At 71.2% G+C, this 23,379-nt stretch carries 30 protein-coding genes; 19 read left to right on the top strand and 11 right to left on the bottom strand.

All coding sequences use genetic code 11. From position 1 onward, the window contains the following. Window positions 1-28 precede the first annotated feature (28 nt). The 3 genes from AB0G16_RS20635 to AB0G16_RS20625 all read left to right on the top strand — a co-directional run bounded on the left by AB0G16_RS20635 (window position 29) and on the right by AB0G16_RS20625 (window position 3,137). A complete protein-coding gene (locus AB0G16_RS20635) occupies window positions 29-277 on the top strand; it encodes a hypothetical protein (protein ID WP_344899812.1) in 249 nt (82 codons plus the stop codon). A gap of 113 nt (window positions 278-390) precedes the next feature. Then, window positions 391-1,344 (top strand): N-acetylmuramoyl-L-alanine amidase, encoded by a 954-nt coding sequence (locus tag AB0G16_RS20630; protein ID WP_362806995.1) that lies wholly within the window; start codon window positions 391-393, stop codon window positions 1,342-1,344. A 44-nt stretch (window positions 1,345-1,388) separates the two neighbouring features. Continuing rightward, window positions 1,389-3,137: a beta-N-acetylhexosaminidase gene (locus AB0G16_RS20625; protein ID WP_362806992.1), complete on the top strand. Its 1,749-nt coding sequence runs from the start codon at window positions 1,389-1,391 to the stop codon at window positions 3,135-3,137. A 109-nt stretch (window positions 3,138-3,246) separates the two neighbouring features. On the opposite strand, the gene AB0G16_RS20620 is transcribed toward AB0G16_RS20625, so the two are convergent. From AB0G16_RS20620 to AB0G16_RS20605, 4 genes are all read right to left on the bottom strand, one after another. Then, on the bottom strand, window positions 3,247-3,450 hold the full coding sequence (locus AB0G16_RS20620) for a copper ion binding protein (RefSeq protein ID WP_362806989.1): 204 nt from the start codon (window positions 3,448-3,450) through the stop codon (window positions 3,247-3,249). 277 nt (window positions 3,451-3,727) lie between these two features. After that, window positions 3,728-4,825, bottom strand: coding sequence for a quinone-dependent dihydroorotate dehydrogenase (locus tag AB0G16_RS20615; RefSeq protein WP_362806986.1), 1,098 nt, complete (start codon window positions 4,823-4,825; stop codon window positions 3,728-3,730). An 11-nt stretch (window positions 4,826-4,836) separates the two neighbouring features. After that, window positions 4,837-5,181 carry an STAS domain-containing protein gene (locus tag AB0G16_RS20610; protein ID WP_362806984.1) on the bottom strand — a complete coding sequence of 115 codons (345 nt, stop codon included), beginning with the start codon at window positions 5,179-5,181 and terminating at the stop codon, window positions 4,837-4,839. Next, window positions 5,178-5,885, bottom strand: coding sequence for a GAF and ANTAR domain-containing protein (locus AB0G16_RS20605; protein ID WP_362806982.1), 708 nt, complete (start codon window positions 5,883-5,885; stop codon window positions 5,178-5,180). Before AB0G16_RS20605 ends, AB0G16_RS20610 begins: the two co-directional genes overlap by 4 nt. Before the next feature lie 61 nt (window positions 5,886-5,946). Between AB0G16_RS20605 and AB0G16_RS20600 the strand changes: the two genes are divergently transcribed. From AB0G16_RS20600 to AB0G16_RS20590, 3 genes are all read left to right on the top strand, one after another. Beyond that, window positions 5,947-6,252, top strand: a complete 306-nt coding sequence (locus tag AB0G16_RS20600; RefSeq protein ID WP_362806979.1) for a hypothetical protein — start codon at window positions 5,947-5,949, stop codon at window positions 6,250-6,252. A 370-nt stretch (window positions 6,253-6,622) separates the two neighbouring features. Further along, window positions 6,623-7,057, top strand: coding sequence for a hypothetical protein (locus AB0G16_RS20595; protein ID WP_362806976.1), 435 nt, complete (start codon window positions 6,623-6,625; stop codon window positions 7,055-7,057). A gap of 13 nt (window positions 7,058-7,070) precedes the next feature. Further along, entirely contained in the window at window positions 7,071-7,403 is a 333-nt protein-coding gene (locus AB0G16_RS20590; RefSeq protein WP_362806973.1) for a hypothetical protein, read from the top strand. Between the two features lie 113 nt (window positions 7,404-7,516). Here the strand turns inward: AB0G16_RS20590 and AB0G16_RS20585 are convergent, their stop codons facing one another. Continuing rightward, the gene (locus tag AB0G16_RS20585; RefSeq protein ID WP_362806971.1) at window positions 7,517-8,317 is read right to left on the bottom strand and encodes a helix-turn-helix transcriptional regulator; all 801 of its coding nucleotides are present in this window, start codon (window positions 8,315-8,317) and stop codon (window positions 7,517-7,519) included. Window positions 8,318-8,419: 102 nt separating this feature from the next. Here AB0G16_RS20585 and AB0G16_RS20580 point away from each other — a divergent pair, with 102 nt between their 5' ends. Both AB0G16_RS20580 and AB0G16_RS20575 read left to right on the top strand, forming a co-directional pair. Next, entirely contained in the window at window positions 8,420-8,887 is a 468-nt protein-coding gene (locus AB0G16_RS20580) for a VOC family protein (RefSeq protein ID WP_362806967.1), read from the top strand. Between the two features lie 86 nt (window positions 8,888-8,973). After that, a complete protein-coding gene (locus AB0G16_RS20575; RefSeq protein ID WP_362806964.1) occupies window positions 8,974-9,099 on the top strand; it encodes a hypothetical protein in 126 nt (41 codons plus the stop codon). Window positions 9,100-9,182: 83 nt separating this feature from the next. On the opposite strand, the gene AB0G16_RS20570 is transcribed toward AB0G16_RS20575, so the two are convergent. Continuing rightward, window positions 9,183-9,401, bottom strand: a complete 219-nt coding sequence (locus tag AB0G16_RS20570; RefSeq protein ID WP_362806962.1) for a hypothetical protein — start codon at window positions 9,399-9,401, stop codon at window positions 9,183-9,185. Between the two features lie 101 nt (window positions 9,402-9,502). On the opposite strand from AB0G16_RS20570, the gene AB0G16_RS20565 reads away from it, so the two are divergent. The 5 genes from AB0G16_RS20565 to AB0G16_RS20545 all read left to right on the top strand — a co-directional run bounded on the left by AB0G16_RS20565 (window position 9,503) and on the right by AB0G16_RS20545 (window position 13,725). Further along, a complete protein-coding gene (locus AB0G16_RS20565) occupies window positions 9,503-9,832 on the top strand; it encodes a putative quinol monooxygenase (RefSeq protein WP_362806959.1) in 330 nt (109 codons plus the stop codon). 29 nt (window positions 9,833-9,861) lie between these two features. After that, entirely contained in the window at window positions 9,862-10,032 is a 171-nt protein-coding gene (locus tag AB0G16_RS20560) for a hypothetical protein (protein ID WP_362806956.1), read from the top strand. A gap of 36 nt (window positions 10,033-10,068) precedes the next feature. Continuing rightward, on the top strand, window positions 10,069-10,335 hold the full coding sequence (locus AB0G16_RS20555; protein ID WP_362806953.1) for a hypothetical protein: 267 nt from the start codon (window positions 10,069-10,071) through the stop codon (window positions 10,333-10,335). Between the two features lie 163 nt (window positions 10,336-10,498). Further along, a complete protein-coding gene (locus AB0G16_RS20550) occupies window positions 10,499-11,029 on the top strand; it encodes a substrate-binding domain-containing protein (RefSeq protein ID WP_362806950.1) in 531 nt (176 codons plus the stop codon). Then, window positions 11,029-13,725 (top strand): AAA family ATPase, encoded by a 2,697-nt coding sequence (locus tag AB0G16_RS20545; RefSeq protein ID WP_362806947.1) that lies wholly within the window; start codon window positions 11,029-11,031, stop codon window positions 13,723-13,725. The genes AB0G16_RS20550 and AB0G16_RS20545 overlap by 1 nt, the downstream gene beginning before the upstream one ends. A 61-nt stretch (window positions 13,726-13,786) precedes the next feature. Here AB0G16_RS20545 and AB0G16_RS20540 read toward each other — a convergent pair whose 3' ends face one another. The 3 genes from AB0G16_RS20540 to AB0G16_RS20530 form a co-directional block, all read right to left on the bottom strand. Continuing rightward, window positions 13,787-14,434: an SRPBCC family protein gene (locus AB0G16_RS20540; RefSeq protein ID WP_362806944.1), complete on the bottom strand. Its 648-nt coding sequence runs from the start codon at window positions 14,432-14,434 to the stop codon at window positions 13,787-13,789. Window positions 14,435-14,442: 8 nt separating this feature from the next. After that, entirely contained in the window at window positions 14,443-14,916 is a 474-nt protein-coding gene (locus AB0G16_RS20535) for an SRPBCC family protein (protein WP_362806941.1), read from the bottom strand. A gap of 160 nt (window positions 14,917-15,076) precedes the next feature. Then, a complete protein-coding gene (locus AB0G16_RS20530) occupies window positions 15,077-15,343 on the bottom strand; it encodes a hypothetical protein (RefSeq protein ID WP_362806939.1) in 267 nt (88 codons plus the stop codon). Between the two features lie 165 nt (window positions 15,344-15,508). On the opposite strand from AB0G16_RS20530, the gene AB0G16_RS20525 reads away from it, so the two are divergent. The 4 genes from AB0G16_RS20525 (at window position 15,509) to AB0G16_RS20510 (ending at window position 17,930) form a co-directional block, all read left to right on the top strand. Then, window positions 15,509-15,937, top strand: coding sequence for a hypothetical protein (locus tag AB0G16_RS20525; RefSeq protein ID WP_362806936.1), 429 nt, complete (start codon window positions 15,509-15,511; stop codon window positions 15,935-15,937). Window positions 15,938-15,954: 17 nt separating this feature from the next. Then, window positions 15,955-16,734, top strand: a complete 780-nt coding sequence (locus AB0G16_RS20520) for a phosphatase PAP2 family protein (RefSeq protein WP_362806933.1) — start codon at window positions 15,955-15,957, stop codon at window positions 16,732-16,734. A 10-nt stretch (window positions 16,735-16,744) separates the two neighbouring features. Continuing rightward, window positions 16,745-17,440, top strand: coding sequence for a phosphatase PAP2 family protein (locus AB0G16_RS20515; protein ID WP_362806930.1), 696 nt, complete (start codon window positions 16,745-16,747; stop codon window positions 17,438-17,440). A gap of 232 nt (window positions 17,441-17,672) precedes the next feature. Further along, entirely contained in the window at window positions 17,673-17,930 is a 258-nt protein-coding gene (locus tag AB0G16_RS20510; protein WP_362806927.1) for a hypothetical protein, read from the top strand. A 483-nt stretch (window positions 17,931-18,413) separates the two neighbouring features. Here AB0G16_RS20510 and AB0G16_RS20505 read toward each other — a convergent pair whose 3' ends face one another. Beyond that, a complete protein-coding gene (locus tag AB0G16_RS20505) occupies window positions 18,414-20,327 on the bottom strand; it encodes a glycoside hydrolase family 15 protein (RefSeq protein WP_362806924.1) in 1,914 nt (637 codons plus the stop codon). 199 nt (window positions 20,328-20,526) lie between these two features. Here AB0G16_RS20505 and AB0G16_RS20500 point away from each other — a divergent pair, with 199 nt between their 5' ends. Beyond that, entirely contained in the window at window positions 20,527-21,465 is a 939-nt protein-coding gene (locus AB0G16_RS20500; RefSeq protein ID WP_362806921.1) for a hypothetical protein, read from the top strand. A 69-nt stretch (window positions 21,466-21,534) separates the two neighbouring features. On the opposite strand, the gene AB0G16_RS20495 is transcribed toward AB0G16_RS20500, so the two are convergent. Further along, complete coding sequence (locus AB0G16_RS20495; RefSeq protein ID WP_362806918.1) at window positions 21,535-22,524, bottom strand: AraC family transcriptional regulator; 990 nt, start codon at window positions 22,522-22,524, stop codon at window positions 21,535-21,537. 229 nt (window positions 22,525-22,753) lie between these two features. On the opposite strand from AB0G16_RS20495, the gene AB0G16_RS20490 reads away from it, so the two are divergent. After that, a complete protein-coding gene (locus AB0G16_RS20490) occupies window positions 22,754-23,263 on the top strand; it encodes an anthrone oxygenase family protein (RefSeq protein ID WP_362806915.1) in 510 nt (169 codons plus the stop codon). The last annotated feature ends 116 nt before the right edge of the window (window positions 23,264-23,379 follow it).

Raw genomic sequence — 23,379 nt, 5'->3', positions numbered from 1 at the left:
GACTCCGACCGAGACGAGGGGGGTAACAATGCGTGATCCGGAACTGGTGTCATGCGCCCAGCGGGCGGCCGCCGAGCTCGAACGGGCGTGGGCCCACTGGCGGGCCACCCGAGGCCGCGGCGGGGACGCGGGGGTCGAGTCCGTGGCCAGCTACGTGGCCCATTCGATCGACCACCCATGGGGGCGTCCCCGCGTGGTCCTCGGCCTGGACGCCGAGGACGCCAGGGAGCTGGCCTCGCTCCTGCAGAAGCAGGAGGTCGGCGAGCACGCCTGGTGACGGGGTGAGGGCCCGCCGCCGGCGGGCGCGGAAGGGTCGATATCGCGACAACGGCCGAGCCACGCCGCCAAGCCACGTAAGTTGGGTGGTCGACGACGTACACCTTGGGGGCGATGAGCGTGACCGGCAGAGCACTCGCGACGACCCTTGTCCTGTGCGGCCTGGGCGCGGCCGCCTGCGGCGGCACCGCCAGCGCGGATCTCGCGGGCGGGCGCGGCCCCGTGCCGGCCGCCGGCGCGAACTCGGGCCCGGCGGCCGGCACGGACCCGGGCACGGATTCCGGCGCGACCCCCGCCGGGGACGCGGGCAGCCCGTCGGACGGGGGCGCGGCCGGCACGGCGAGCGATCCCGCGAGCTCCGCGAGCTCCGCGAGCTCCGCGAGCCCGGTGAGCGGGTCCGGCCGGTCCAGGCCGCTCGCCGGCAAGGTCGTGGTCGTCGACCCCGGTCACAACGGGCAGAACTACCGCCACCCCGCGGAGATCAACAAGAAGGTCAACGTGCTGACCCAGTGGAAGGCGTGCGACACCACGGGCACCGCCACCGCGAACGGCTACAGCGAGGCGGCCTTCACCTGGGACGTCTCCCAGCGCCTGGCCGCGATCCTCAAGAGCCGTGGCGCGACGGTCAAGCTGACCCGCGACGGCAACTCCGGCGTCGGCCCGTGCATCACCCAGCGGGCCGCGATCGGCAACCGGGCCAAGGCGGACGCGGCGATCTCGGTTCACGCCGACGGGTCGGGCGCCGCCGACCACGGCTTCCACGTGATCATGCCGGAGAAGATCGGCGGCCCGGTGGACCCGGTGGTCGGGGCCTCCAAGAAGCTCGGCCTGAACGTGCGGGACGCCTTCCGGAGCGGCACCGGCCTGTCGTACTCGACCTACATCGGCCGGCAGGCACTGGACTACCGCAAGGACCTCGGTGGCCTGAACCTCTCCACGGTTCCCAAGATCTTCATCGAGTGCGGCAACATGAAGAACCCCGCCGAGGCCGCCAAGTTCCAGCGGGCCGCGTTCCGGCAGAGGATCGCGCTCTCCCTGGCGAACGGCCTGCAGGCCTATCTCAGGTAGCGGGGCGGTTCCACGGCGGCGGAGCGGCTTGGCATGATCGGAGCATGACCGACCTCCTGCCGCTCCCCTCGGCCCTCACGCCCGCCGACGGCCGCCTCGCCCTTCCCTTCGGGCTCACGGTGTCCGGTCCCGCCGAGCCGGTCGGCGCGCTGCGGCTCGCGCTGGCGGCGCTCGACCCGCGTCCCGGCGACCGGCGTCCCGGGGGAACGGGTTCCGGCGGGACGGGCACGATCACGGTGGAGACGGACCCGGCGCTCGGTCCGGAGGCGTACACGGTGGACGTGGCGGCCGACGGCGTGCGGGTGGTGGCCGGGGACCGGGCGGGGGCCTTCTACGCGGGTCAGACACTGCGGCAGCTCCTCCCCGACGCGGCGTTCCGCGCGGCGGCCGGAGCGGGACACGGGGCGGGAGCCGGAACGGGACACGGGGCCGCGGGGACGTCCGGTGGCACGGGGGCGGGGACGTCCGGCGGTGTCGCCTGGAGCGTGCCGTTGTGCCGGGTCCGGGACGCGCCCCGGTTCTCCTGGCGCGGGGTTCACCTGGACGTGGCGCGGCACTTCCTGCCCAGGCGCGAGGTGTTCAGGATGATCGACCTCATGGCGGCGCACAAGCTGAACCGCCTCCACCTGCACCTCGCCGACGACCAGGGCTGGCGGGTCGAGAGCCGGGCGCACCCGCGGCTGCACGAGGTGGGCTCGCACCGCCCGCGCACGATCGTGAGCCACTACCGGGAGGAGCCCGCCTTCGACGACGTACCGCACGGCGGGTACTACACGCTGGACGACCTCGCCGAGATCGGCGCCTACGCGCGGGCCCGGGCCGTGACGGTGGTTCCCGAGATCGACGTGCCGGGGCACGCCTCGGCGATCCTCGCGGCCTACCCGGAGCTCGACGCCCGCGCCACCGGCGGGCGCCGTCCCGAGCCCCACCGGGTGCTGGAGCGCTGGGGCATCTCCCCCGCGATCCTGTCCCCCCTGCCGGAGACCGTCGACTTCCTGACCGAGGTGTTCGACGAGATCCTGGGGGCGCTGGGCGAGACCCCGTACGTCCACGTCGGCGGGGACGAGTGCGTGCTCGACGACTGGGCCGCCTCCCCCGAGATCGTCGCCTTCCAGGCGGAGCTCGGGCTGGGGAGCCCGGCCGAGCTGCACGCCTGGTTCCTGCGGCGCCTGGCGGACGTGCTGGCCGAGCGTGGCAGCCGGGCGGTGGTCTGGGACGAGGCGTTCGTCAGCGGCATGCTCAGGCCCGACACGATCGTGATGCCCTGGCGCGGCCCGGGGGTGGCCAGGCGCGCCGCCGCGGCCGGGCACGACGTGGTGCAGACCCCGGTGTTCCCGCTCTACTTCGACTACGCCGAGGAGTCCTCCGAGCGTGAGCCGATCGCCATCGGCGACGCGATCACCGTGGCGGACGTCGCGGCCTACCGGCCCGCCCCCGAGGAGTGGACCCCGGCCGAGCGCGAGCGCGTGATCGGGGCGCAGTTCCAGCTCTGGAGCGAGCGGTTGCCCGACGCGCGCGCGGTGGACTACCGGGCCTGGCCCCGGGGGTGCGCCCTGGCGGAGGTGGCCTGGGCGGGGCGGGCGGGGGACGACTTCGCCTCACGGCTCCGGACCCACCTGGGGCGCCTCGACGCGCTCGGCGTGGAGTACCGGCCGCCGGGCGGGCCGCATCCGTGGCAGGCCGGTGGGACCGGGCTCCGGCGCCACCGCCCGGGGGTCGTCCGGGTGGACGAGGCGATGCGGCACCTGGAGGAGATGACCCACGAGGCCGACTCCACCCGTCCCAGCATCTGACGGCCGTCCCGGCGTCCGGCGGTCCCGCCGCGTCTCCCGCCCGGGGCGGAACGGCCGCCCCCGCCGCGCGTCCGGAGCGGGTGCCCCTCGCGTGCCCGCCGGGGGCGGATCAGGCGGAGACCTGGTAACCGGCCTCCTCGATGGCGGCGCGGACGGCCGCCTCGTCCGGTGAGTCGCCGGTGACCTCGACCCGGCCGCTCTCCAGGTCGACCTCCACGCCGGTGACGCCGGAGACCTCACCGACCTCCTCCTTGACCGAGCTCACGCAGTGGCCGCAGGTCATGCCGGTGACGGTGTACGTGGTCACGCTCATTGTTCCTCCCATATCCCGAGATTACCCACCCAGGGTATATGCCCGGCCGTGTGCGGCGCCTCAGGGGCGGGGGGTTCCAGGGCCGCGGGGAGCGCCGGGGGCGAGGACGCGGCGTCGGCCTCCGGGAGGGAGGCGGCGCGGGAAAAGGGCCGTGTGGAGAAAAGCGGCGGGAAAGGCGACCGCGGGGAAGGAAGCGGCGGGGAAGGGTCGTGGATCGCTCCCCGCCGCGAGGCCCCCGGCGCCCCCGGCGCCCCCGCGTACGGGAGACCGGGTGCCGTCAGGCCGCGGTGCGGCCGATGATCTCGCGCAGGTCCTTCACACCCTGACGGCGGAGGCGGCGGGAGAGCTCGCGGTGGACGCGGTACGCCCAGAGCGGCCCCTCGTAGATCAGCGCGCTGTAGCCCTGCACCAGGGTGGCCCCGGCGAGCAGGCGCTCCCAGACGTCGTCGGCGTCCTCGACCCCGCCGACGGAGACGAGCACCAGGCGGTCGCCCACCCTGGCGCGCAGCCTGCGCAGCACCTCCAGGGACCGCGCCTTGAGCGGACGGCCGGACAGGCCGCCGCTCTCCTGACCGACGTCACGGCCCGCGGACCGTTCGGGGGCGGTCAGCCCCCGCCGGTCGATCGTGGTGTTGGTGGCGATGATGCCGTCGAGCCCGATCTCCAGCGCCAGGTCGGCGACCGCGTCCACGTCGGCGTCCGCCAGGTCCGGCGCGATCTTGACCAGCAGGGGGGTGCGCTTGGGCGTGGCGTCGGCCACCTTCTTCACCGCCCGCAGGAGCGGCTCCAGCAGCTCCACGGCCTGCAGGTCGCGCAGTCCGGGCGTGTTGGGCGAGCTGACGTTGACGACCAGGTAGTCGGCCAGCGGGGCGAGCGCCGTGGCGCCGGCCACGTAGTCCTCGACGGCGCCGGACTCGGGCACGACCTTGGTCTTGCCGATGTTGACACCGACGATCGCCGGGACGCCCCGGGACCTGCGCAGCGTCCGGGCAGCGGCGGCCGCGCCGGCGTTGTTGAAGCCCATCCGGTTGATGATCGCCCGGTTCCCGGCGAGGCGGAACAGCCGGGGCCGGGCGTTGCCGGGCTGGGCGTGGGCGGTGATCGTGCCCACCTCGACGTGGCCGAACCCGAGCGCGGACATGGCCTCGACACAACCGGCGTCCTTGTCGAAGCCCGCCGCCAGGCCGAACGGGCCGGGGAAGTGCACGCCGAAGGCCCGCACGCGCAGCGCGGGGTCGCGCGGCGCGAGGCGGCGGTGGACCAGCCGCCTGACCACGGGCGTCACGGAGAGGAGACGGAGCGCGCGGACCGTCAGACGGTGCACGTCCTCCGGGTCGAGGCGGCTGAGAACCTGCGAGAAGACGAATCGATACATCACCGATCAGGTTAGTGCCCCGGCGAGGCGTGGTTCGCGCCGGCCACCCCGTCGGTGTCCCCGATCACCAGGTGGGACGCGAATCCGAGCAGCCCGAGCAGCCTCAGCACCGGGCCGGAGGGGCGCAGGAGGACCATCTCCCGGTCCAGGCCGCGCAGGTCCTCGTCGGCACCGAGCAGGGCCCTGGCGCCCGCGCAGTCGAGGAAGGACACGTGTGCAAGATCGAGCTCGACCGTCGCCGCGGCGAGCCCGGCGAGCATGCGCCGTAGCTCCGCGCCCGCCGGCCGGTCGAGATCCCCGTAGATCGTGATCTCCACACTGCCTCCGGGAACGTCGGGCGACGTGAGCAGGATCACCTCAGGTCGCCCGCTCCCTCGCCCAGTACCTCGGCCGCGAGGTCGGCGACGCGGCGCCGGCTGTCACGGGCCTGCTTGCGCAGGCCGGTGAACGCCTGGGTCGCGGTCAGGTCGTGCTTGCCCATCAGGTAGCCGATCGCCCGCTCGATGATCACGCGGTAGTCGAGGGCGTACTGGAGCTGGTCGGCCAGGGCGCTCTTCTCCTCGGCGGCCATCGCTGAGGTGAGGAGCTGCTCGATCACGTCGGCGTAGCCGTAGAGGGCCTGGACGTCCGAGTCGTCCCACTCGTAGAAGGTGGCCTGGTAGACGTTGAGCGTGCCCACCGGCTCACCCCCCAGCCGCACCGGCACCCCCGCCACCGCCCGCACCTCGGGGTGCAGCCGGTCGGCCAGCTTCGGCCAGCGCGGGTCGGTGTGCACGTCGGTGGAGGTCACCGCGCAGTTCTCCTGGTACGCCGACACGCACGGCCCCTGCCCCAGGTGCAGCTGCGCGCCCTCGAGACTGCGGCCCCGGTCGTCGGTGGCCACCAGGTAGCGCAGGGCCTTCCCCTCCTCGGCGAACATCAGCCCCGCACCCGCGTACCCGAACAGCGAGTTCACCACGTCCACGGCCCGCTCCAACTGGTGGACGATGCCCGTGGCCGGCGAGGTCGTCTGGAGGCTCCTCAAGCTCGCGACCAGCGCGTCCGGATCAATATGAGTCATCTGCGGGGCGCCTTTCAGCGTCGGGCCTGCTATTTGACATGCACACTAGGACTTCCCAGGAATGGGACTCTCATGGGCCACGACCTGGAGGGGTGCCACCACGGGTCACCGGCGCTCACCGGCCGGTGCCCGCGACGACGCCGGCGCCGGCACCCCGGACGACGGGGACGGCGCCGACGACACGGACGGGAACGACACCGACGCCGACGCCGGGGACGGGGACGGGGACGGCTCGGACGACGGGGACGGCTCGGACGCCCGCGAGGGTGCCGAGAGTACGTTCGACGGCCTGGGGGCGGCCGGGGACCTGGGTCATGGGCGGGCTTCCTGCATGCTGAGGGAGCTCCGCGGACACAGGGCGGAATGATCTAAGGGTCAGAGCCTAGTGCTGCCCGGCGATTCCGGCCAAGCGGTTCCCCGCCCGGCCTCGGTCCGGCCCCCGGTGGCGGCCCCGACGACGGTTTCGACGGCGGTTTCGGTGACGGTTTCGGTGGCGGTTTCGGTGGCGGTTTCAACGGTGGTCCCGGCCCGCCCGGGCGCGGCCCGCCGACTGCGCCCCCAGAGGTAACTGTCACCGGCCGTATGGCCTGTGCCGGCACTCGAAGACTCGCTCCCAGAGATAAATGTCACCTACGAGGGCTTCCCAGCGTTGTTGTCACCATGATCGCTCCACCAGGAACACAATTGTCACTTTGAGTATATAGATGTATACTCACGGTGATTTCTACCGTGGTGCGATGGCGCAGTTGAGACGAGAACGTGCGGACATCATGATTCTCTCGCACCGCTGTGACCTGCTGGATCTGGTCGCTAACGACCCAGGGGCAATCTCCTGGAATGATCTGGGCTGGACGTTGCCGTCGGCCTGGTCCCGGGGATGGACGACGTTGTGGCAGGTCAACGGGGCTGAGGTTATCCGCCCGGTACGTGACATGGGTTCGTTCGATGTTCACCGGAGCGAGCCGGTGCGCCGGTTCACCTGGCGAAAGGGGCAAAAACACCGTCCCGTACTGGCGTTCATGGTCAGCACGGGCCAACAGCCGGGATTTGAGAGCTTGGAGGAAGCCAAGCTCTTGCTCGTGCTGGACTTTCTGGGCGCACGCCCCGGATGTTCTGGTCTCCACCACCAGCGGGACGTGGCCGATCGACGTCCGCCCCCGAGACCGGATTGATACAGAGGATCGGGTGAAGTTCGCCGCCGCGGTGGAGGCCGCGCTGGCCTGCGGGTGGCGGTATCCGGTGGTCGTCGGCCGGCAGCGACAGGTCATGGTGGCACCGGACACCATTTCCTCGCAGCGCCGGCCGTTGACCGATCCGTTGGGCCCGCGCCCGCTCCTCGTGGACAGGCCGCGATCCGGGCCGTGCTCGTTCGGAACGCTGGTGGCCGACACGGTCGCGTCGGCGGTCGCCCGCACGCAGCTGCTGCATCTGTTGTGGTCGCGGCAGGTGGGTGTGGATCTGGCCCGCCCGCTCACTGACGATTCGATCGTCCACCCCGCGGAGGTGAGCGGGCGATGACCTCGGCCCTGCTGGATCTGGCGGTGGGCTCGGGCCTGGAGCTGCGCGGCACCCCCTGGTCGGTGGAGCGGCTCTTGGGGGTGTCGGCCCAGGGCGGTGCCAGCCCGGCCTCGTCAACCCAGGCGGTCCAGCTTTTCACGAGCGCCGGTGCCGGGCCGAGGCGTCATGACCACAACGCGGAGATCGGCGTTGTGCGTGGTCAAGACGTTGGCGTCCAGGGGGATGGCGCCCTCTACCGGATGTACGGCCGTCTTGTGGGCACTCTCGTGGACGGCCACCGCGCGCAGCGCCCACAGGTGACGGAACCGATCGTTCCCGGCCAGGCGGGAGACCAGCGCCGCCACGTCGAGGTCCTTCGGATAGCGGGCGCTGGTGCTGCGCAGGTCGGCGACCAATGCCTGCTCAAAGTACGCACGCTCGGTGTCGGTCTGGTGGACCCGGGGGTTTCGGGATTCGAACTGGATGATCAGGGCGTTGCGATCGTCGGCGGTCGCGTCGGCGGGATCGCCGAAGACGGCCGCGAACAGCCGGTTCCAGTGCAGCAGCCGCCAGGCGGCGTCGTAGACGGCCACCGGGATGTCGCCGAGTTCTTCGATGACGCGGTGCAGGCTGTCGGGGACCAGGCAGGGGATCCGGTCTGGGGCAGGGGCGAAGCCGGCCAGGCGCATCAGGTGCGCTTGCTCGTCGTCGGAGAGTCGTAACGCGCGAGCCAGGGAGGCGCAGACCTGCGCCGAGGGTGTGGAGGCCCGGCCCTGTTCAAGGCGCGCCACGTATTCAGGGGAGATACCGGCCAGTGTCGCCAGCTCGCCGCGTCGCAGCCCTGTGACACGGCGGGAGGATGCGGTCGTCAAACCGACGGCGGCCGGGTCTGCGCGGTCCCGCCAGGCCCGCAGCGCGGCACCGAAGTCATTCACTACCACAGGATCCTCTGTTGGTCAGCCAAGGTGGGTGGTACAGGTTGTACACGGCAGATCTGTGCCTTCCACCGTGCGGCCCTGTCTTTCATGATGGGGATCATGAGCAGAGTGACCAGAATGAACCACATCGGGGTACCGGTCAGCGATCTCGCACGGTCGGTGAAATGGTACGAGGACGTTCTCGGCATCGCGCCCAACGGCGTGACGATATCGGCCACGAACCCGGCGATCGGTGCGGTCGTCGAGCTGGAGAACCCGTCGATGCGGGCATCGTTCGCACTGGCCGGCGACAACGTCCTTTTGGAGCTCATCCAGTACGACAACCCGCAACCGAAACCCTTCACCGGGCGCAACTGCGACGTCGGGGTCATGCACTTGTGTTTCGAGGTCGAGGACCTCGACGCGGCGCACCGTGACCTGGTGGAGCGAGGCGTACACGTCAACGCCGATCCGGTCGTGCTGCAGGACGGCGATGGCGTCGAGGCGGGAACGCTGGCCGGAACGAAGATTCTGTACCTACGGGACCCCGACGGCATCCAGCTGGAACTGTTCGAGCTGCCCGGCTAGAAACGCCGGCTCTTCCGCCCCGATCGACGGGAGGGTCGACCATCGGCCGACGCCTCGGCGTCAGGAGGTCCGGCCGGTAGGAGGCTGTGGTCGCCGCCGGCATCGGGGTCACGACGCTGGTGCAGGAGCTGGAGGTTGCGCAGGCCGACGGTCATGGTCTGGTCGGCGCGTTCCACGGCGGTGAGGAACCGGCGAACAGCCGTTGGCGGTGAGAACGATCAAGAAGCGCTCACGACTGAAACATCCCCACCTGTAACGCCTCAGTCACTATGAGTTGACGGCGACCGATATGGACCTACCGTACGTGGGAAACCGACGCGTTCGGATAGGAGGCCGGCCGGGCGGGTACGCGGCGGTGCACGTCGGCGAGCAGGGTGTACATGGCGCCGCGGAAGGTCTCCACCTGTAGCGGGCCGACAAAGGCGGTGTGCCCGAACACCTCCAGGACCACGAGGCCGTGCAGGTGCCCCCAGGCGCTGACGAACAGGGCGGCGGCCTGCGGCGGCACTGCCAAATCCGGGCCTACGTCGTTAGCGTCGTGTCCCGGCCGCCACCGGCTTGTGTCGCGGCCCATGACCGAGCGCCGAGACGACTCATCATCCAAGGAGAAGATCCGTGCTTTTCAGCGTCATCAAATTCACCGTCCGCCCCGGCCAGGGAGCGGCGTGGCTGTCGCTGATCGAGGACCTCACCCAGGCCACCCGGGCCGAGCCGGGCAACGTGCTGGTGGAGTGGTTCAAGAGCGTGACCGACCCGCAGCAGTACACGGTGGTCGAGGGCTACACCGACTCCGAGGCGATCGGCGCACATATGGACTCCGAGCACTTCAGAGCGGCGACGGCCGGCCTCCCGGACCTGATCGCCGGCACCCCTGAGATCATCAGCGGCCACGTGGAGCAGGACGGCTGGGGCCCGATGCCGGGTGCCGGCCCGCACCGGCCGTGAGCAGGCCCCCTCTCACGACAGGAGCCCTCATGATCACCAAACCGATGTCCGGCTCCGTCGCCGGCCGCCCGTCCGCCGTGGCGGATCGGATCGGGCGCACCCTGATGGCCGTCAACGCGGTCGCGACGCTCGTCGCGTTCGTGAACGGGATCCTCGTCATGAACAGCGCGGCCGACGACCGTGTCGTCACCGAGGCCTGACGGACGCCGGCCTATGTCGTCTTCGCGGGAATCTGGGTGGTACTCGCCGTCGCGCCGCGCAGACAGTGGGGCCTGTGGGAGCTGCTGCTCTTCCACAAGGGCGCGACCACCGTCCACTGCTTCGTCATGTGGGACAAGCCCGACGCGGTGCAGACCGCGTTCATCGACCTCTTCGTCCGGCACCATCAGCGGCCGGCAGTCGGGGCTGTGCCTCGGCGTCGACAACGCGACCACCGCCGACGGCACCACCTTCTCCTCTGGGCCCGCATCGGCGCCGCCGACCGACGCGGGACCCGGCGGTAGATCGATACCCCCGCGATCGCATCACCGGTCGCGGGCTGAGCCTAAGCTCCGTTTGTGGGCGAACCAGTCCGAACACCGCCACATGGGAAGGCGTGCCGTGGTGACGTACCGATCACGACGATCGCCGAGTTCGCCGACGTGCCGTCCCCCTACGGTGTCCGAGGTGCTCGACGGCCCCGGCGGCAGCCCATGGACCTGCCGGCGGGTGGCAGCCCTGCTCCGCGACCTCTCCGCGCGGGCCCGGCTCGACGGCCTCCGTGCTGCCATCGGCAACGCCGGCATCCCGTACGACGACGGTATGGAGCGCCGCGGCATTCTCACCTTTGAGCAGGGCGCGAAACCGGGAACCGATCCGTCGAGCCTGCCCGGCCGTCCCACGGCGACAGCGTGCAGCGACGATCTCCAGGCCGCGGAGGTCCATGAAGCCGCTCGCCGGGCCGGTCCACGGATTCCGGACGGCCTGAGCGTGGTCGGATTCACCGATGTCGACCGGGCCACACGGGTCGCGCCACCCCTGATCACGGTGCGACAGTACTCCTCGGAGATGGGCACGACCGCCGCACAGCTCGCGCCGGCACTCGCCGCGGGCCGGCAACCGGCACAAGACCGGCACGAGCTCGAAACCACTCTCGTGGTGCGCGCAAGCACCACCCCGCCCCCGGCGACCGTTCGTCCGGACACGCGCGGAAGCTGATGGCCGATATCAGGTCGGGGTGTTTCGTCGCCAGAAAGATGGAGCTGAGCGAGATCGCGGCGGTGACGGCAGCCGCGGCGGAAGGCCGTGGCGGCGCGATGCTCGTCCTCGGCGAAGCGGGGATCGGCAAGTCGACGCTCATCGACGAGGCCGCCGCGTTACTCGACGACTGGCGGGTGCTGCGCGCCGGTGGCGTCGAGTTCGAGAGCGAACTGCCTTATTCGGCCCTGCACCAACTGTGTATGCCGGTCCTTGAACACCGCGCCGACCTGCCCGCACCGCAGTGGCGCGCGATCGAGGCGGTGTTCGGCCTCCATGCCGGGGTCACGCCGAGCCCGATGCTGGTCGGCCTGGCCGTCCTGGGCCTCCTGGGCGCCGCGGGCCAAGACCGGCCGGTGTTCTGCGCGATCGACGACGTGCAGTGGATCGACGCCGGATCGAGGCAGGTGCTGGCCTTCGTCGCGGCGCGCATCGCGTCGGAGCGGATCGCCATGGTGTTCGCCGCCCGTGACGTCGCTTCGGTCCCCGAGCTCGTCCGCGTGCCCACACGCACTCTCGCCGGCCTCACCGACTCCGAAGCCCTCACACTGCTGCGCTACCTGGCCCCGTTCGGCCATGACGCCTGGATCGTGCAACGGATCCTCGCCGAGGCGGCCGGCAACCCCCTCGCGCTGGTCGAGTTCGCCCGCGACGCCGGGCCTCTCGGCCTACCGGGGGAGGCGAGGCAGGCTGCTGTCGAACAGCGGTTCGCGCGTCGATTCCTCCAGCTTCCCGCCTCGACGCGCTCGGTGCTGACGCTTGCCGCGGCGGAGCCGACGGGCGACCTCGCTCTGCTGCGGCGTGCCATGACGTCTCAAGGGCTGAGCGGCGCGGACCTGGCCGCGGCCGAGAACAGCGGCCTGCTGCTGACAGATCCACGGGTGCACTTCCGGCATCCGCTGGCGCGTTCGGCGGTATACCGATCGACCGATGCCAAGGCGCGACGGCATGCGCACGCGGCGCTGGCCGCCGGCACCGACGCCGACATCGATCCCGACCGCCGCGCATGGCACCGGGCCAACGCCATCGCCGGTCCTGACGAGAGGACCGCGACGGAACTGGAGCGTTCAGCGGACCGGGCGCAGCGACGCGGCGGGTTCGCGGCCGCGGCCGCGTTCCTCGAACGCGCCGCACGGCTGACGCCGAGCGGTTCGCGGCAGGCACGCCGGTTGTTGTCCGCGGCCCAGGCGCGGTTGAAATCGGGAGCGCCCTCCGACGCGCGGGAACTGGCGGATCAAGCTGAGCGTCATCAGCTGGATCCGGCCGGCCGTTCCGCGGCACGTCTGCTGCGCGCCATGATCGACTATCACGTCGAACGGAGTATTCCAGCGACGATCGCGCTCATCGACGCGGCCGACGGCATGGAACCCGATGAAGCCTGCGATGCCTACCTGGAGGCGTTCGCATCGCTGATGTTCAGCATCGACGAGCCCGGCAGACTGCGGCGGCTCGCCCTGCACATCCGCGAACGGGTACCCCGGCGCAGACCGCCACGCCCGGTCGACCTGCTGCTGGAGGCGTTGGTCGACCAGAACCTCCGCGCGGTGGACGAGGCGGTGCCCATGATGCGCCGCGCGGTCGACGCCTTTCGAAATCATGCCCGCATGCCCGACGCGGATCCGTGGTGGATGGAACGCGCCTGCGTGTTGAGCATCGACCTCTGTGACCGCGCCGCCATGGAGCGGATCGCCGATCGTCAGGTCGAACTGGCCCGGACGCAGGGCGCCTACGCGATCCTGCCGCACGCACTGCGCTTCCAGGCGGTCGCCCGGACGATCGTGGGCCGCTTCACCGACGCGCACGTCTGCATCATCGAGGCGCGCGCGGTCGACGAGGCCGCGGGGACGTCCAATCTCGTCGGCTCCGACCTGATGCTCGCCGCGTCGAGCGGCGACGCCGAACGGTTCCGCGAGATACGAGAGATGCTGCACCACCGGGCCGGAGTGGAGTTCACCCCGCTGCATTACGCGAGCGGTGTGCTGCACAACGGGAACGGCGACCACGAGGCCGCGCTCGAGGCGTTGCTGGTCGCGCGGGACCAGCACCGGCGCGGCGCGTACGTCGTCACCGCTTTCCACGGCGAACTCGTCGAAGCCGCCGCGGCCACCGGACGTGTCGAAGAAGCCGAAGACTCCGCCGAATGGATCGAGGGTCTCGCACGGGTCAATCCGAACGCCTGGACGACAGGCGCCCATCTGCTGGCCCGTGCGCTGCTCGATTCGGGGCTGGGCGCACAGGACCTTTACCGTGAAGCGATCAGCCGGTTGGCCGGAAGTGGAATGCGGGTCCACTACGCGCGCGCCCGCCTGCTCTATGGGGAATGGCTGCGACGGGTCGGCCGCCGTAGCGAAGCGCGGGTGGAACTCCGTGCCGCACACGATCTGCTGTCCACCGTCGGCGCGCGTGGATTCGCCGCCCGCGCCGCCCGCGAACTGGATGCGATCGGCGAGCAGGCCCTGGCCGGCGACCCGGATCCGTCGGCCGGGCTGACCGCCCGGGAACTCCTCGTCGCCCGCAAGGTCGCCTCCGGCGCGGGCACCAAGGAGGTCGCGGCCCTGCTGTTCGTCAGCCCGCGAACGATCGACGCCCATCTGCGCAACCTCTACCGCAAGCTGGGCATCACCTCACGCCGCCAGTTGCGTGAGCTCTTCCGATGACGGCACCGCCCCGACAGGGCCGCGAAAGGCCCCGCCGGAGGAGACCGGCGGGGCCGCCGGGTTACCTCGGTGCCGGATGACGGGCGCGCTTACCCTCCCGTTCGGCCACGGTCTTCAGCTCCTTCAGCCATGTCTCGAGACCCCCGCCCAGGGCCGCGGTGGAGAACCCGACGTCTTGTTCCACCTGGTCACCGCGCCACGTCTCCTCGGTGCGCACGACAACCCGGCCGCCCACCTCGGTGAAGGTCCACACGTGGACCCCCTTGTCGATTCTCAGCCCGGCACCGATCGCCGGCCCCTCCCACCGAAGGCACCTTTGGTGCCGCAGCTGCCGGACGGTGGAGGTGACCACGAGGGTCGTGGCGGGGTTCAACTCGGTCTCGGGTACCGGCGTCGTCCATCGAAACGATGAACCGGGACGCAACGGGCCACGATCGAGCCGCTTGCCGGACAGGACCGGCTTCTGCCACGACGGCCAGCGTTCCACGTCGGTCTGAATCCTCCAGACGGTACGCAGCGGAGCGGCGATCACCGTCTCCGTCCGGTAGCGGATCTTCGCCGAGGTGTCGACGGTCTTTCCCGCGCATCGCAGCGCCGTGCGGTCGGAGCCGCCGACGGGCGTGGTCTCGGCCCGAGCCGGTGCGCCCGTAACGCCCATCAGACCGCCGGCGACGACCATCGCCGTGACGGCGCCCACACGGTTCTTCATGAGGCTCTTCATGAGGCGGTCGCCGCCTCGGCCGTGGTCTTGAGCCGATGCAGCCACATGGCGAGGGTCGTGTCGAGACCTGCCTGGAACGTCGCGGGGTCGGCATCGACGGGCGGCCCGGCGAAGGACTCCTCGGTGGACACCTCGACGCCGTCGCCGGCCGGGGTGAGCGCCCAGACGTGAACGCCGAGGACGCCGTCCGGCCCGCCACCGTATCCCCGCCACACAAGGCGTTCCTGCGGCCGCACCTGGACAACCGCCGACTCGATCTCCATTCCTGCGGCGGACCAACGGAACACGGAGCCCGACGCAAGCGGACCGGGCGTTTCGATACGCGCGTACGGAATCTCCGGCAGCCACGTCGTCCACGCGTCGATGTCCGTGAGAATGCGCCAGACGGTGTCCGCCGACGCGGTCACCGTGACGCTGTGGCGGCTGACCACCGGGGCCGACTCGTCAATGCCGGCCTCCTCGGCGTCCATAACGTTCTCCATCGTGATGTTCTCTCTTCGGTCAGTGACGGTCAGTGACGGTCAGGAACGCCGGGCATGAGCGAGCCGTTACCTCCACACCAGGCAGGTACGATCGTGCCAAGAAGGTCAATCTCCGCACATCGGTGAGAATTACCTATCTTGCGGCACGTCACCCGGGCAGTTGAGATACGGCACCGCCGCACGAGAATCCGGCCGCGGCGTTTCGTCCAACACCGAACTCCTCAAGGAGCCGGACCTCGCCGCCACCCTCGCCGTTCTCGACCAGCTCTACGTCGACCATTCCGTCCCGCAACCCCGATCCAGCGTCGTCGACACCGTCCGCCGGCGCGGACTCGATCAGGTCCTCCACGCAGGCCGGGACCACCGTGAGCTCCCCTCCGCCGGCTGACTCCAGGACAGAGCCGTCGCTCGACATCGTCTTCGACGCCTTCAGGCAACACTCTCAAGACGATCTTGGTGACAGTTATCGCCGGGAAGTGACAACTATCGCTGGGAATCACAGCGAGGGCGGCACCCGCTCGCATCCGTCCGTCAACACATCGTTGAGCGTTCGGCAAACCAGGATCGGCAGGGTGGGCGCATGAGCATCCCGTCACGCCCGGCACTGGCCCGGCGGCGCGACCTGGCGCGCATCGTGCTGCGCGACCTCGCCGAGACCGGTGAGGTCACCGTCCCCGCCCGCTGGGAGGAGGAGATCCGGCGGGAGTTCGGCGGGCTGGACGGCCTGCTGGCCGAGCTGAGCCGCCAGTGGTGGACGGCCTGCGCCGCGCACCTGGACGCGCTCGTCGAACTCGGCCCGGGCGACCCCTGCCGGGTCTGGGACGACGTCGCGGCGCAGTCGCCGTGGCTGCGGGTCGTGCTCGACGCCCACGCGGGCCGTCCCGCGCTCGCCGAGGCCGAGTGGCGGCACCGCGAGGCGCTGAGCCGGACGCCCCGGCGGATGTCACGGCGGGTGTCACAACGACCGGAACGTCCCTTCACCTGCCGTAAGGAGAATATTCACCGATGAGCGGGTAGCCATTGACGATGGTCGGATTCACCAAGGGTGGGCGTTCACCGTCCGGAGACACCGAAGATCACTCGGCTGACCTGCGGCTGGGTGTACGGCTGACGATGGCGCTGGCCGCGGTGGCGATCTTCACGGCGCCGTTCGTCGTCCTGCTCGTGCTCGTGCAGACCTCGTCCACCCCGCTGAAGGACCTCGACGAGGGCGTCGCGCTGGCGCTGCACGCCCACGCCCTGGACAACCCCGGCTACACGGCCTTCCTGCGGGTGGGGACCGAGGTCCTCGGCCCCTGGCCCTGGCGTGTGGCGGTGGTGCTGACCGCCGCCTGGCTCTGGTACCGGGGGGCGCCCCGGCTTGCGGCCTGGGCGGTCGCCACGATCACCTTCGGCGGCCTGCTGAACCTGGCGATCAAGGGGATCGTCGACCGCGCCCGGCCCGACCTGCCCCACCCCGTGGCCTGGGCCCCCGGCGCCTCCTTCCCCTCCGGTCACGCGATGGGCGCGGCGCTGGGCGCCTGCATCCTGGTGCTCATCGCGCTGCCCTTCCTGCGCACGCTGACCGCCCGGGTCCTGCTGTGGGTCGCGGCGGCGGTCGTCATGGTGTTCGTCGCCTACACCCGGGTGGCGCTCGGGGTCCACTGGACCAGCGACGTCATCGCCGGCGTGGCGCTGGGCGTGGCGGTCGTGGTGGGGTCGGCGGCGGGGTACGAGGCCTGGCGCCGGGGAGAGGGCCGCAGACCGGTCGAACCCCACATGGAAGGCTTCGAGCCGGAGGCGTTCCGAGAGGACGGTTCGGGGTAGCTGGCGCGCCATGTCGAAAATGTCGGTGGACTTCAAAGGCGTGCTGCGCCTCATCTTGATGCCGCTGGTCGCCATGGCGGTCCTGACGATCGCCGTCGGCCTCCTCATCACCAAGGTCCTGCAGACGACGACCCTCATCGCCAACGACGCGGGGGTCAACGAGCAGCTGGCCGGCGACCGGACCGCGTACTGGAGTTCGATCACCGACACGATGTCGGGTCTCTCCGACACGCCGGTCATCATCGCCGGCACGGCGATCCTGGTCGTGGTCTTCCGGCTGGTCTTCAAGCGCTGGAACGAGTCGATCTTCCTCGCCCTGGCGGTCTTCTCCCAGTCGGCGATCTTCCTGCTGGCGACCGTCTTCGCCCAGCGCAAGCGTCCCGAGGTCGAGCGCCTGGACCCGGCGCCGCCCACCTCCAGCTTCCCCTCCGGGCACACCAGCGCCGCGGTCGCCTTCTACGCCGGCATCGCCCTGGTGCTGATCCTCCACACCCACCGGTTCAAGATCCTGAACGTGCTGTGGGCGCTGATCGGCCTGGGCATCCCGCTGGGCATCGCCTACTCGCGCATGTACCGCGGCATGCACCACCTCAGCGACGTGAGCTGGGGGTACCTGCTGGGACTGGTCTGCATCGCGGTGGCCGCCAACGCGCTGCTCCTGCGTCCCGCGGCCTCCGACCGGAAGACGAGCGTGCTGCGAACCTGACGCGGGACGAGGGGTTCCCCACCCGCGCGGGCGTTGCGCGTGAGACCGTTGTGAAGGAGCGACACCAAGTCCTACATCTGTCACTTCGTGTGGCTCAATGATCGCTCTGTGCTACGAAGTAAGATAGAAACCTCGATAGGGAGATTCACCTCTCCCTCTCGGGGCACGAGCAGCCAGCCGGCCGGACCGTAGAGACGTTCGACGGCTACCCTCAAGGAAGGAAGCCGGCCCCATGGATCACCAGTCCGTCGTCTGCCAGAAATGCACGGGTGTTCTTCTCGCCACCGACTCCCGCACGTACACCGCGCAGCGGGGGCGTCTGATCGTCTCCAACGGCTACTGCACCTGCCCGGCCGGGACCGAGGCGCCCGCGGAGCAGGCCGCCCACCGGCAGCAGCAGCACATCGAGCAGGCGTCCCACCGGCAGCAGCACGTGCCCGTCTCGCACCAGCAGCAGAACGCTGGGCACAACTCGATGGTGATCGTCTAGCCGATCTCCGGGGGGAGCGTCCGTGGCGTCGGGGGCATCGACGACCCGGCCTCCCCGGGACCCGGCGGCGGATCGAGCCCTCGTTCCGGCCCCCGCCGGGCCGTACGTACGGCGCCGCTCGCCGGACCCGCGCCGTCCGGCAGGCGTGGACCCGCCCGTCCGGCGGATCGCGCCGTCAGCCGCTCAGGCCCCAGGCCAGGACGACCGACAGGCCACTGGTGGCGAGCAGGCCGACGAGCACCACGATGGCGATCAACCGACGATTCATACCCGGAAGCCTAGCCAGGCGCCCCGGGTGCTCGGGACGCCCGCGAAGGCCGCCCCGAGGGTGCCCGCGAGGACCACGACCGGCCAGGTGGGCGGGTCGCAGGGGGCCTCGTCATGAGCGGGCCACGGCCGGGCTCGGTGGAGTCCGGCGGGGCGCGGCGGCATGACGAGACCATGGTGGATCACGACAGGGGTCACGAAGGGGTCATGAAGGGGTCATGACGTCTCCGACGTGGGCCACCTGACCGGGGCGGGTCGTTCGCTCTCGGCGCGGATGATGTGGATGACGGCGTTGATGAGCGCCAGATGGGTGAACGCCTGGGGGAAGTTGCCCAGGTGGCGTCCGGTCACCGGGTCGATCTCCTCGGCGTAGAGGCCGAGGGCGCTGGCGAAGGAGAGCACCCTCTCGCAGAGCCTGCGGGCGCGGACGTGCTCCCCGATCTCGGTCAGCGCGGAGACGAGCCAGAACGAGCAGATGGTGAAGGTGCCCTCCTCACCGGTCAGGCCGTCGTCGGTCTCCTTGGTCTCGTACCGCAGGACCAGCTCGTCGCAGGTCAGCTCGTCGGCGATGGCCAGGACGGTGGCGCGGACCCGGGGGTCGTCGGGCGGCAGGAAGCGCACCAGCGGGATGAGCAGGAGCGAGGCGTCCAGGGCGTCGGTGTCGTAGTGCTGCCTGAACACCCCGCGCTCGCTGACGCCGTACTCGCACACGTCGGCGTGGATCTCGTCGGCGACCACCTGCCAGCGCGCGGCCAGCTCGGGGTCCTCCCGCAGGCGGGCGAGCCGCGCCCCGCGATCCACCGCCACCCAGCACATGACCTTCGAGGAGGTGAAGTGCCGAGGTTCGCCGCGTACCTCCCAGATGCCCCGGTCGGCCTCCCGCCAGTGCCGGATGGCGGACTCGACCTGCCGCTTCAGGATGGGCCAGATGCGATCGTCCAGGCGGTCCCGCGAGCGGGTGTGGATGTAGAAGGAGTCCAGGACCGCGCCCCAGACGTCGTTCTGGCGGTGCAGGTAGGCGGCGTTGCCGACCCGGACGGGTCTGGCGCCCTCGTACCCGTAGAGGTGGTCGAGGATCTCCTCGTCCAGCTCGCACTCGCCGTCGATCCCGTACATCACCTGGAGCTCCTCGTCCCGCTCCGCGACGTCGGCGATGAACCAGAAGAAGTCGTCGGCCTCCCAGTCGAAGCCCAGCGTGTACAGCCCCCACAGGGCGAAGGTGGAGTCCCTGATCCAGGTGTAGCGGTAGTCCCAGTTGCGGTCGCCGTGCGGGGTCTCGGGCAGTGAGGTGGTCGCCGCCGCGATGAGCGCGCCCGTGGGGGCGAACGTCAGCCCCTTGAGGGTGAGGGCGCTGCGCTCCAGGTAGCTGCGCCAGGGGTGGTCGGGGAAGTCGCCCCTGGCCAGCCAGTGCTGCCAGTGGTGGGCGGTCCACACCAGCCCGTCGTAGGCCTCCTGGAAGGTGTACGGGGGTTCGTGCGCGGTCCACGAGAGCGCGCAGAAGCGGGTGTCGCCCTCCTTGAGGAGGGTGCGCGCCGTGGCGCGCCCGCCCTCGAACCCCAGCCGCATGTCGGTGGTGAGCCGCAGTTCCAGGCTCTCCCCCTCGGCGGTCGCGATGCCCTGGTGGTAGCCCCGGTCGCCGTAGGACCAGACGGCGGGACGGCGGCCGTAGTCGAAGATCGGCTCGCAGTCGAGGGTGATCTGCACCTCCCCGCTGACGCAGCGGACCGTGCGGAGCAGGACGTGGGAGGCGTCGTAGTCGGTGGGCGCCCTGCGGTGCGTGTTCGAGAGCTCGTCGTCGTGGTGCCAGGGCCCCATCAGGAGCAGGTCCCGCACGACGATCCAGCCGGTGGGGGTGCCCCAGCTCGTCTCCAGGATCATGGTGCCCGGCAGGTAGCGGCGCGCGGCCGGGACCCGCAGGTCGGCCGGGCCGAGCCGGAAACCCCCCGCCCCCCGGTCCATGAGGGCGGCGAAGACGCTGGGCGAGTCCATCCGGGGCAGGCAGAGCCACTCGACGTTCCCGCTCGGCGCGACCAGGGCGGTGACCTCGCAGTCGGAGAGGAACGCGTAGTCCGCGATGGGTGGGAACGGGGAGGAGCCGGGGAGTGCGCCCACCTGTGGATCGGCTGTCATGCGCCCTTTCTACCCCGACTTCACCATTGAGCACGTCCGTAACCCGGCAGGTCGTGCCGGGTTCGAGGGCGGACGGATCGCCGGGTCCGGCGCGGCCGGCCCCGAGCCCGCCGAGCCCTACGTGTCAAACCTCACAAGTCCCACCACTCCAAATGGTTAGTGAGCTTTTCGGACAATCGCCTGTCGAATCTGCCATAGGATGCCCGACCAGATCACATCGGAGAGGGGCACCGTGGGGCGCGACGACATCCAGGAACCGTACGAGGACGATCCCCGCGCGCGGACCGGCCCGATGGGAGCGGTACCGGAGGCGGAGCCCGGCCGCCCGGCGGGCGACGTGCCGGAGATGCTGGAGGTGGTTCCGGACGGGTGGAACGAGCTCGGCCTGCAGGACGCCGCGCGGGGCGACGGGACGCAGGTGATCGTTCACGTCGACGGGTCCAGGGAGATCATCCGAAGCGACGGGTCCAGGGAGAGGGTCTATCCCGACGACCCGCGCGAGACCACGGACGTCGACGGCACGGTCGTTCCGGCGTACGGCGAGGACGACGAGACCACGCGGACGCGCGGTTTCCTGGGCGCGGGGTGGCGGGAGGAGGCCGACTCCGAGCGGGAGCGCCGCGGCCGGGGCAGGAGCAGGATCCTGCTGGCGGTCGTGGGCGGCATGGTGGCCGCCGGGGTCGTGGGCGGCGTGATGTTCTCCACCTTCGCGGGCGGCCCGTCCGGGGAGACGTGCTCGCCCGGCACGCGGTGCTCGGTCGCCGAGCAGCCGTCGTCCACGGCGGACCCCGCCCCCGAGGAGACCGAGCGGCCCGGCGAGGATCCGTCCGCGACCGCCGAACCGACCCCCACCCCGAGCCGGACCGCCCGCGGCCAGGCGTCGCCCCGCCCGTCCTCCACCCGGACCACCCCGGCGCGGGAGGCGGACCCGGAGCCCACCCGGCGGCCCGAGCCGGAGGAGTCCCGGAGCAGCACGCCTCCGCGGGCGGAGATCACCTCCGATCCCGGGCCCGAGACCTCGCCGTCCGAGTCGTTGCCCGCCGAGAGTCCCACCCCGAGTCAGGAACCGACGTCGGCGCCGCCGGCGCAGGACGACGGCGACCGCGGCAGGGGCGGCCTGCTGGACTGGCTGCTCTGACCGGCGCGGCCCGCCCTCCGTCCGGACGCGGGCCTCGGACCGGCCGGGCACGATGCGGGAGGTCCCGGCTCAGTCCACCCGGACGCGGGACCGGGGCGCGTCGGCGTCGTGGCCGGTCCCGGAGGCGTGCGTCCCGGTCCGGTACTCCTGCGGGCTGACGCCGTGCACCCGTTTGAAGGCGGTGCTGAGCGCGAACGAACTGCCGTACCCGACCTGCCGGGCCACCGCGCCGACGGTGGCGTTCGTCTCGCGCAGCAGGTCGGCGGCCATCGCCAGCCGCCAGCCGGTGAGGAACGCCATGGGTGACTCACCGGCCAGATCGGTGAAGCGACGGGCCAGGGCCGCCCGGGAGACGCCGGTCTCGGCGGCCAGGTCGGCCACCGTCCAGGGGTGGGCCGGATTGTTGTGCAGCAGGCGCAGGGCCTTGCCCACCACCGGATCGCCGTGGGCGCGGTACCAGGCCGGGGCACCGGCCTCCGGGCGGGAGAACCAGGCCCGCAGGACCGCGATGAGCAGCAGGTCGAGCAACCGGTCCAGGACCGCCTCCTGCCCCGGCTCGTCCTTGACGATCTCGTCGGTGAGGAGGGGGATGATCGGGCAGTCCCAGGCGTCCTCCGGCAGGACCAGCAGCGGGGGCAACGCCTCCAGCAGGCGCCGGCTGATCTCCCCCCGCATCTGGTAGGCGCCGGTGAGGATCACCGCCGACCCGTCCGGATCGTTGCCCCACGTACGGACGCCCAGGCTCATCGCCTCCTTGAGGTCCCGCCCGTCGGGAGTGGTGCAGCGCTGCCCGGGATGGATCATCACCTGCGGGGGCGTGACCGGATCGTCGGCGACCGTGTAGGGGTCGGGACCTCGGATGACCGCGACGTCCCCCGGCCCCAGCCGCACCGGGTCCCCCCCGTCGGGGACCATCCACGCCTCGCCCCGCACGACGGCCGCCAGTGCCAGCGGTGCCCGGTCCTGGATCCGCAGGGACCAGGGCGGGCTCAGGATCGAGCGGAGCAGGAACGCTCCCCGGGCCCTCGGGCCGTCCAGGAAGTCGGTGAGTGCGTCCACCACCTCACCATAGACGCCAGAACATGGAAGTGCGCTTTTCAGCCATGGCCCGTCTCATGTTTCCCCGGTTCACTGGGACCCATGACACAGAACGTTCACGACAGGAGCGACAACGGCCGGGAGAGCGACGGGAACGGCGGGAACGGCGCGGCATGACGCCGGTCCTCGGCGGGTCGCGTCCCCTGTCCCGTTCACCTGATGTCCGACGACGACCATGGAGGTCGCGAAGATGACACCGTTCCGAAGCGTCGCGCTGATCGCCGCGACCATCACCGTGGGACTCGTGGCGGGTCTCCTGTACGCCTACGCCTGCTCCGTCATGCCCGGCCTGGCGCGGACCGACGACCGCACCTTCGTCGGCGCGATGCAGCGGATCAACGTGGCGATCCTCAACGGCTGGTTCGCCGTCTGCTTCGCGGGCGCCCTGCCGCTGGTCGCACTGGCCGCGGGCCTTCACCTCGGGCGGGACGGCAGGCCCGTGCTGCCCTGGATCGTGGCCGCGCTCGTGCTGTACGCGGTGGTGCTCGTCATCACGTTCCGGGTCAACGTGCCGCTCAACAACGCGCTGAACGCCGCCGGTGACCCCGGCGGCGCCGCCGACCTGGCGGCGGTGCGCGAGCGGTTCGAGGGCGTGTGGGTCCGCTGGAACATCGCGCGCACGGTGGCGTGCGTCGCCGCCTTCTCCTGCCTGGCCTGGGCCCTCGTGCTGCACGGGCGCGTCGTCCCACCGGCCGGATGAGCCGTGCCGGACGAGCCGTGCCGGACGTGCCGTGCCGGATGAGCCGTGCCGGATGTCTCCGGCGACGGGGGCCGGAGACATCCGGCGCGCTGGGCTCCCGGCCGGGCTTCTGCCAG

Source organism: Streptosporangium sp. NPDC023615 (genome assembly GCF_040640155.1).
Lineage (GTDB): Bacteria > Actinomycetota > Actinomycetes > Streptosporangiales > Streptosporangiaceae > Streptosporangium.
This window is presented reverse-complemented; position numbering and strand designations above follow the sequence as displayed.

Coding starts and splice junctions, on each gene's coding strand:
- AB0G16_RS20540 (WP_362806944.1), bottom strand. CDS start 14,434: ATGAAGAACCGTGTGGGCGCCGTCACGGCGATGGTCGTCGCCGGCGGT.
- AB0G16_RS20615 (WP_362806986.1), bottom strand. CDS start 4,825: ATGTATCGATTCGTCTTCTCGCAGGTTCTCAGCCGCCTCGACCCGGAG.
- AB0G16_RS20510 (WP_362806927.1), top strand. CDS start 17,673: ATGGATCACCAGTCCGTCGTCTGCCAGAAATGCACGGGTGTTCTTCTC.
- AB0G16_RS20525 (WP_362806936.1), top strand. CDS start 15,509: ATGAGCATCCCGTCACGCCCGGCACTGGCCCGGCGGCGCGACCTGGCG.
- AB0G16_RS20635 (WP_344899812.1), top strand. CDS start 29: ATGCGTGATCCGGAACTGGTGTCATGCGCCCAGCGGGCGGCCGCCGAG.
- AB0G16_RS20600 (WP_362806979.1), top strand. CDS start 5,947: ATGGGACTCTCATGGGCCACGACCTGGAGGGGTGCCACCACGGGTCAC.
- AB0G16_RS20520 (WP_362806933.1), top strand. CDS start 15,955: ATGGTCGGATTCACCAAGGGTGGGCGTTCACCGTCCGGAGACACCGAA.
- AB0G16_RS20625 (WP_362806992.1), top strand. CDS start 1,389: ATGACCGACCTCCTGCCGCTCCCCTCGGCCCTCACGCCCGCCGACGGC.
- AB0G16_RS20605 (WP_362806982.1), bottom strand. CDS start 5,885: ATGACTCATATTGATCCGGACGCGCTGGTCGCGAGCTTGAGGAGCCTC.
- AB0G16_RS20505 (WP_362806924.1), bottom strand. CDS start 20,327: ATGACAGCCGATCCACAGGTGGGCGCACTCCCCGGCTCCTCCCCGTTC.
- AB0G16_RS20530 (WP_362806939.1), bottom strand. CDS start 15,343: ATGTCGAGCGACGGCTCTGTCCTGGAGTCAGCCGGCGGAGGGGAGCTC.
- AB0G16_RS20595 (WP_362806976.1), top strand. CDS start 6,623: ATGGCGCAGTTGAGACGAGAACGTGCGGACATCATGATTCTCTCGCAC.
- AB0G16_RS20515 (WP_362806930.1), top strand. CDS start 16,745: ATGTCGAAAATGTCGGTGGACTTCAAAGGCGTGCTGCGCCTCATCTTG.
- AB0G16_RS20535 (WP_362806941.1), bottom strand. CDS start 14,916: ATGGACGCCGAGGAGGCCGGCATTGACGAGTCGGCCCCGGTGGTCAGC.
- AB0G16_RS20560 (WP_362806956.1), top strand. CDS start 9,862: ATGATCACCAAACCGATGTCCGGCTCCGTCGCCGGCCGCCCGTCCGCC.
- AB0G16_RS20580 (WP_362806967.1), top strand. CDS start 8,420: ATGAGCAGAGTGACCAGAATGAACCACATCGGGGTACCGGTCAGCGAT.
- AB0G16_RS20545 (WP_362806947.1), top strand. CDS start 11,029: ATGGCCGATATCAGGTCGGGGTGTTTCGTCGCCAGAAAGATGGAGCTG.
- AB0G16_RS20490 (WP_362806915.1), top strand. CDS start 22,754: ATGACACCGTTCCGAAGCGTCGCGCTGATCGCCGCGACCATCACCGTG.
- AB0G16_RS20630 (WP_362806995.1), top strand. CDS start 391: ATGAGCGTGACCGGCAGAGCACTCGCGACGACCCTTGTCCTGTGCGGC.
- AB0G16_RS20500 (WP_362806921.1), top strand. CDS start 20,527: ATGCCCGACCAGATCACATCGGAGAGGGGCACCGTGGGGCGCGACGAC.
- AB0G16_RS20620 (WP_362806989.1), bottom strand. CDS start 3,450: ATGAGCGTGACCACGTACACCGTCACCGGCATGACCTGCGGCCACTGC.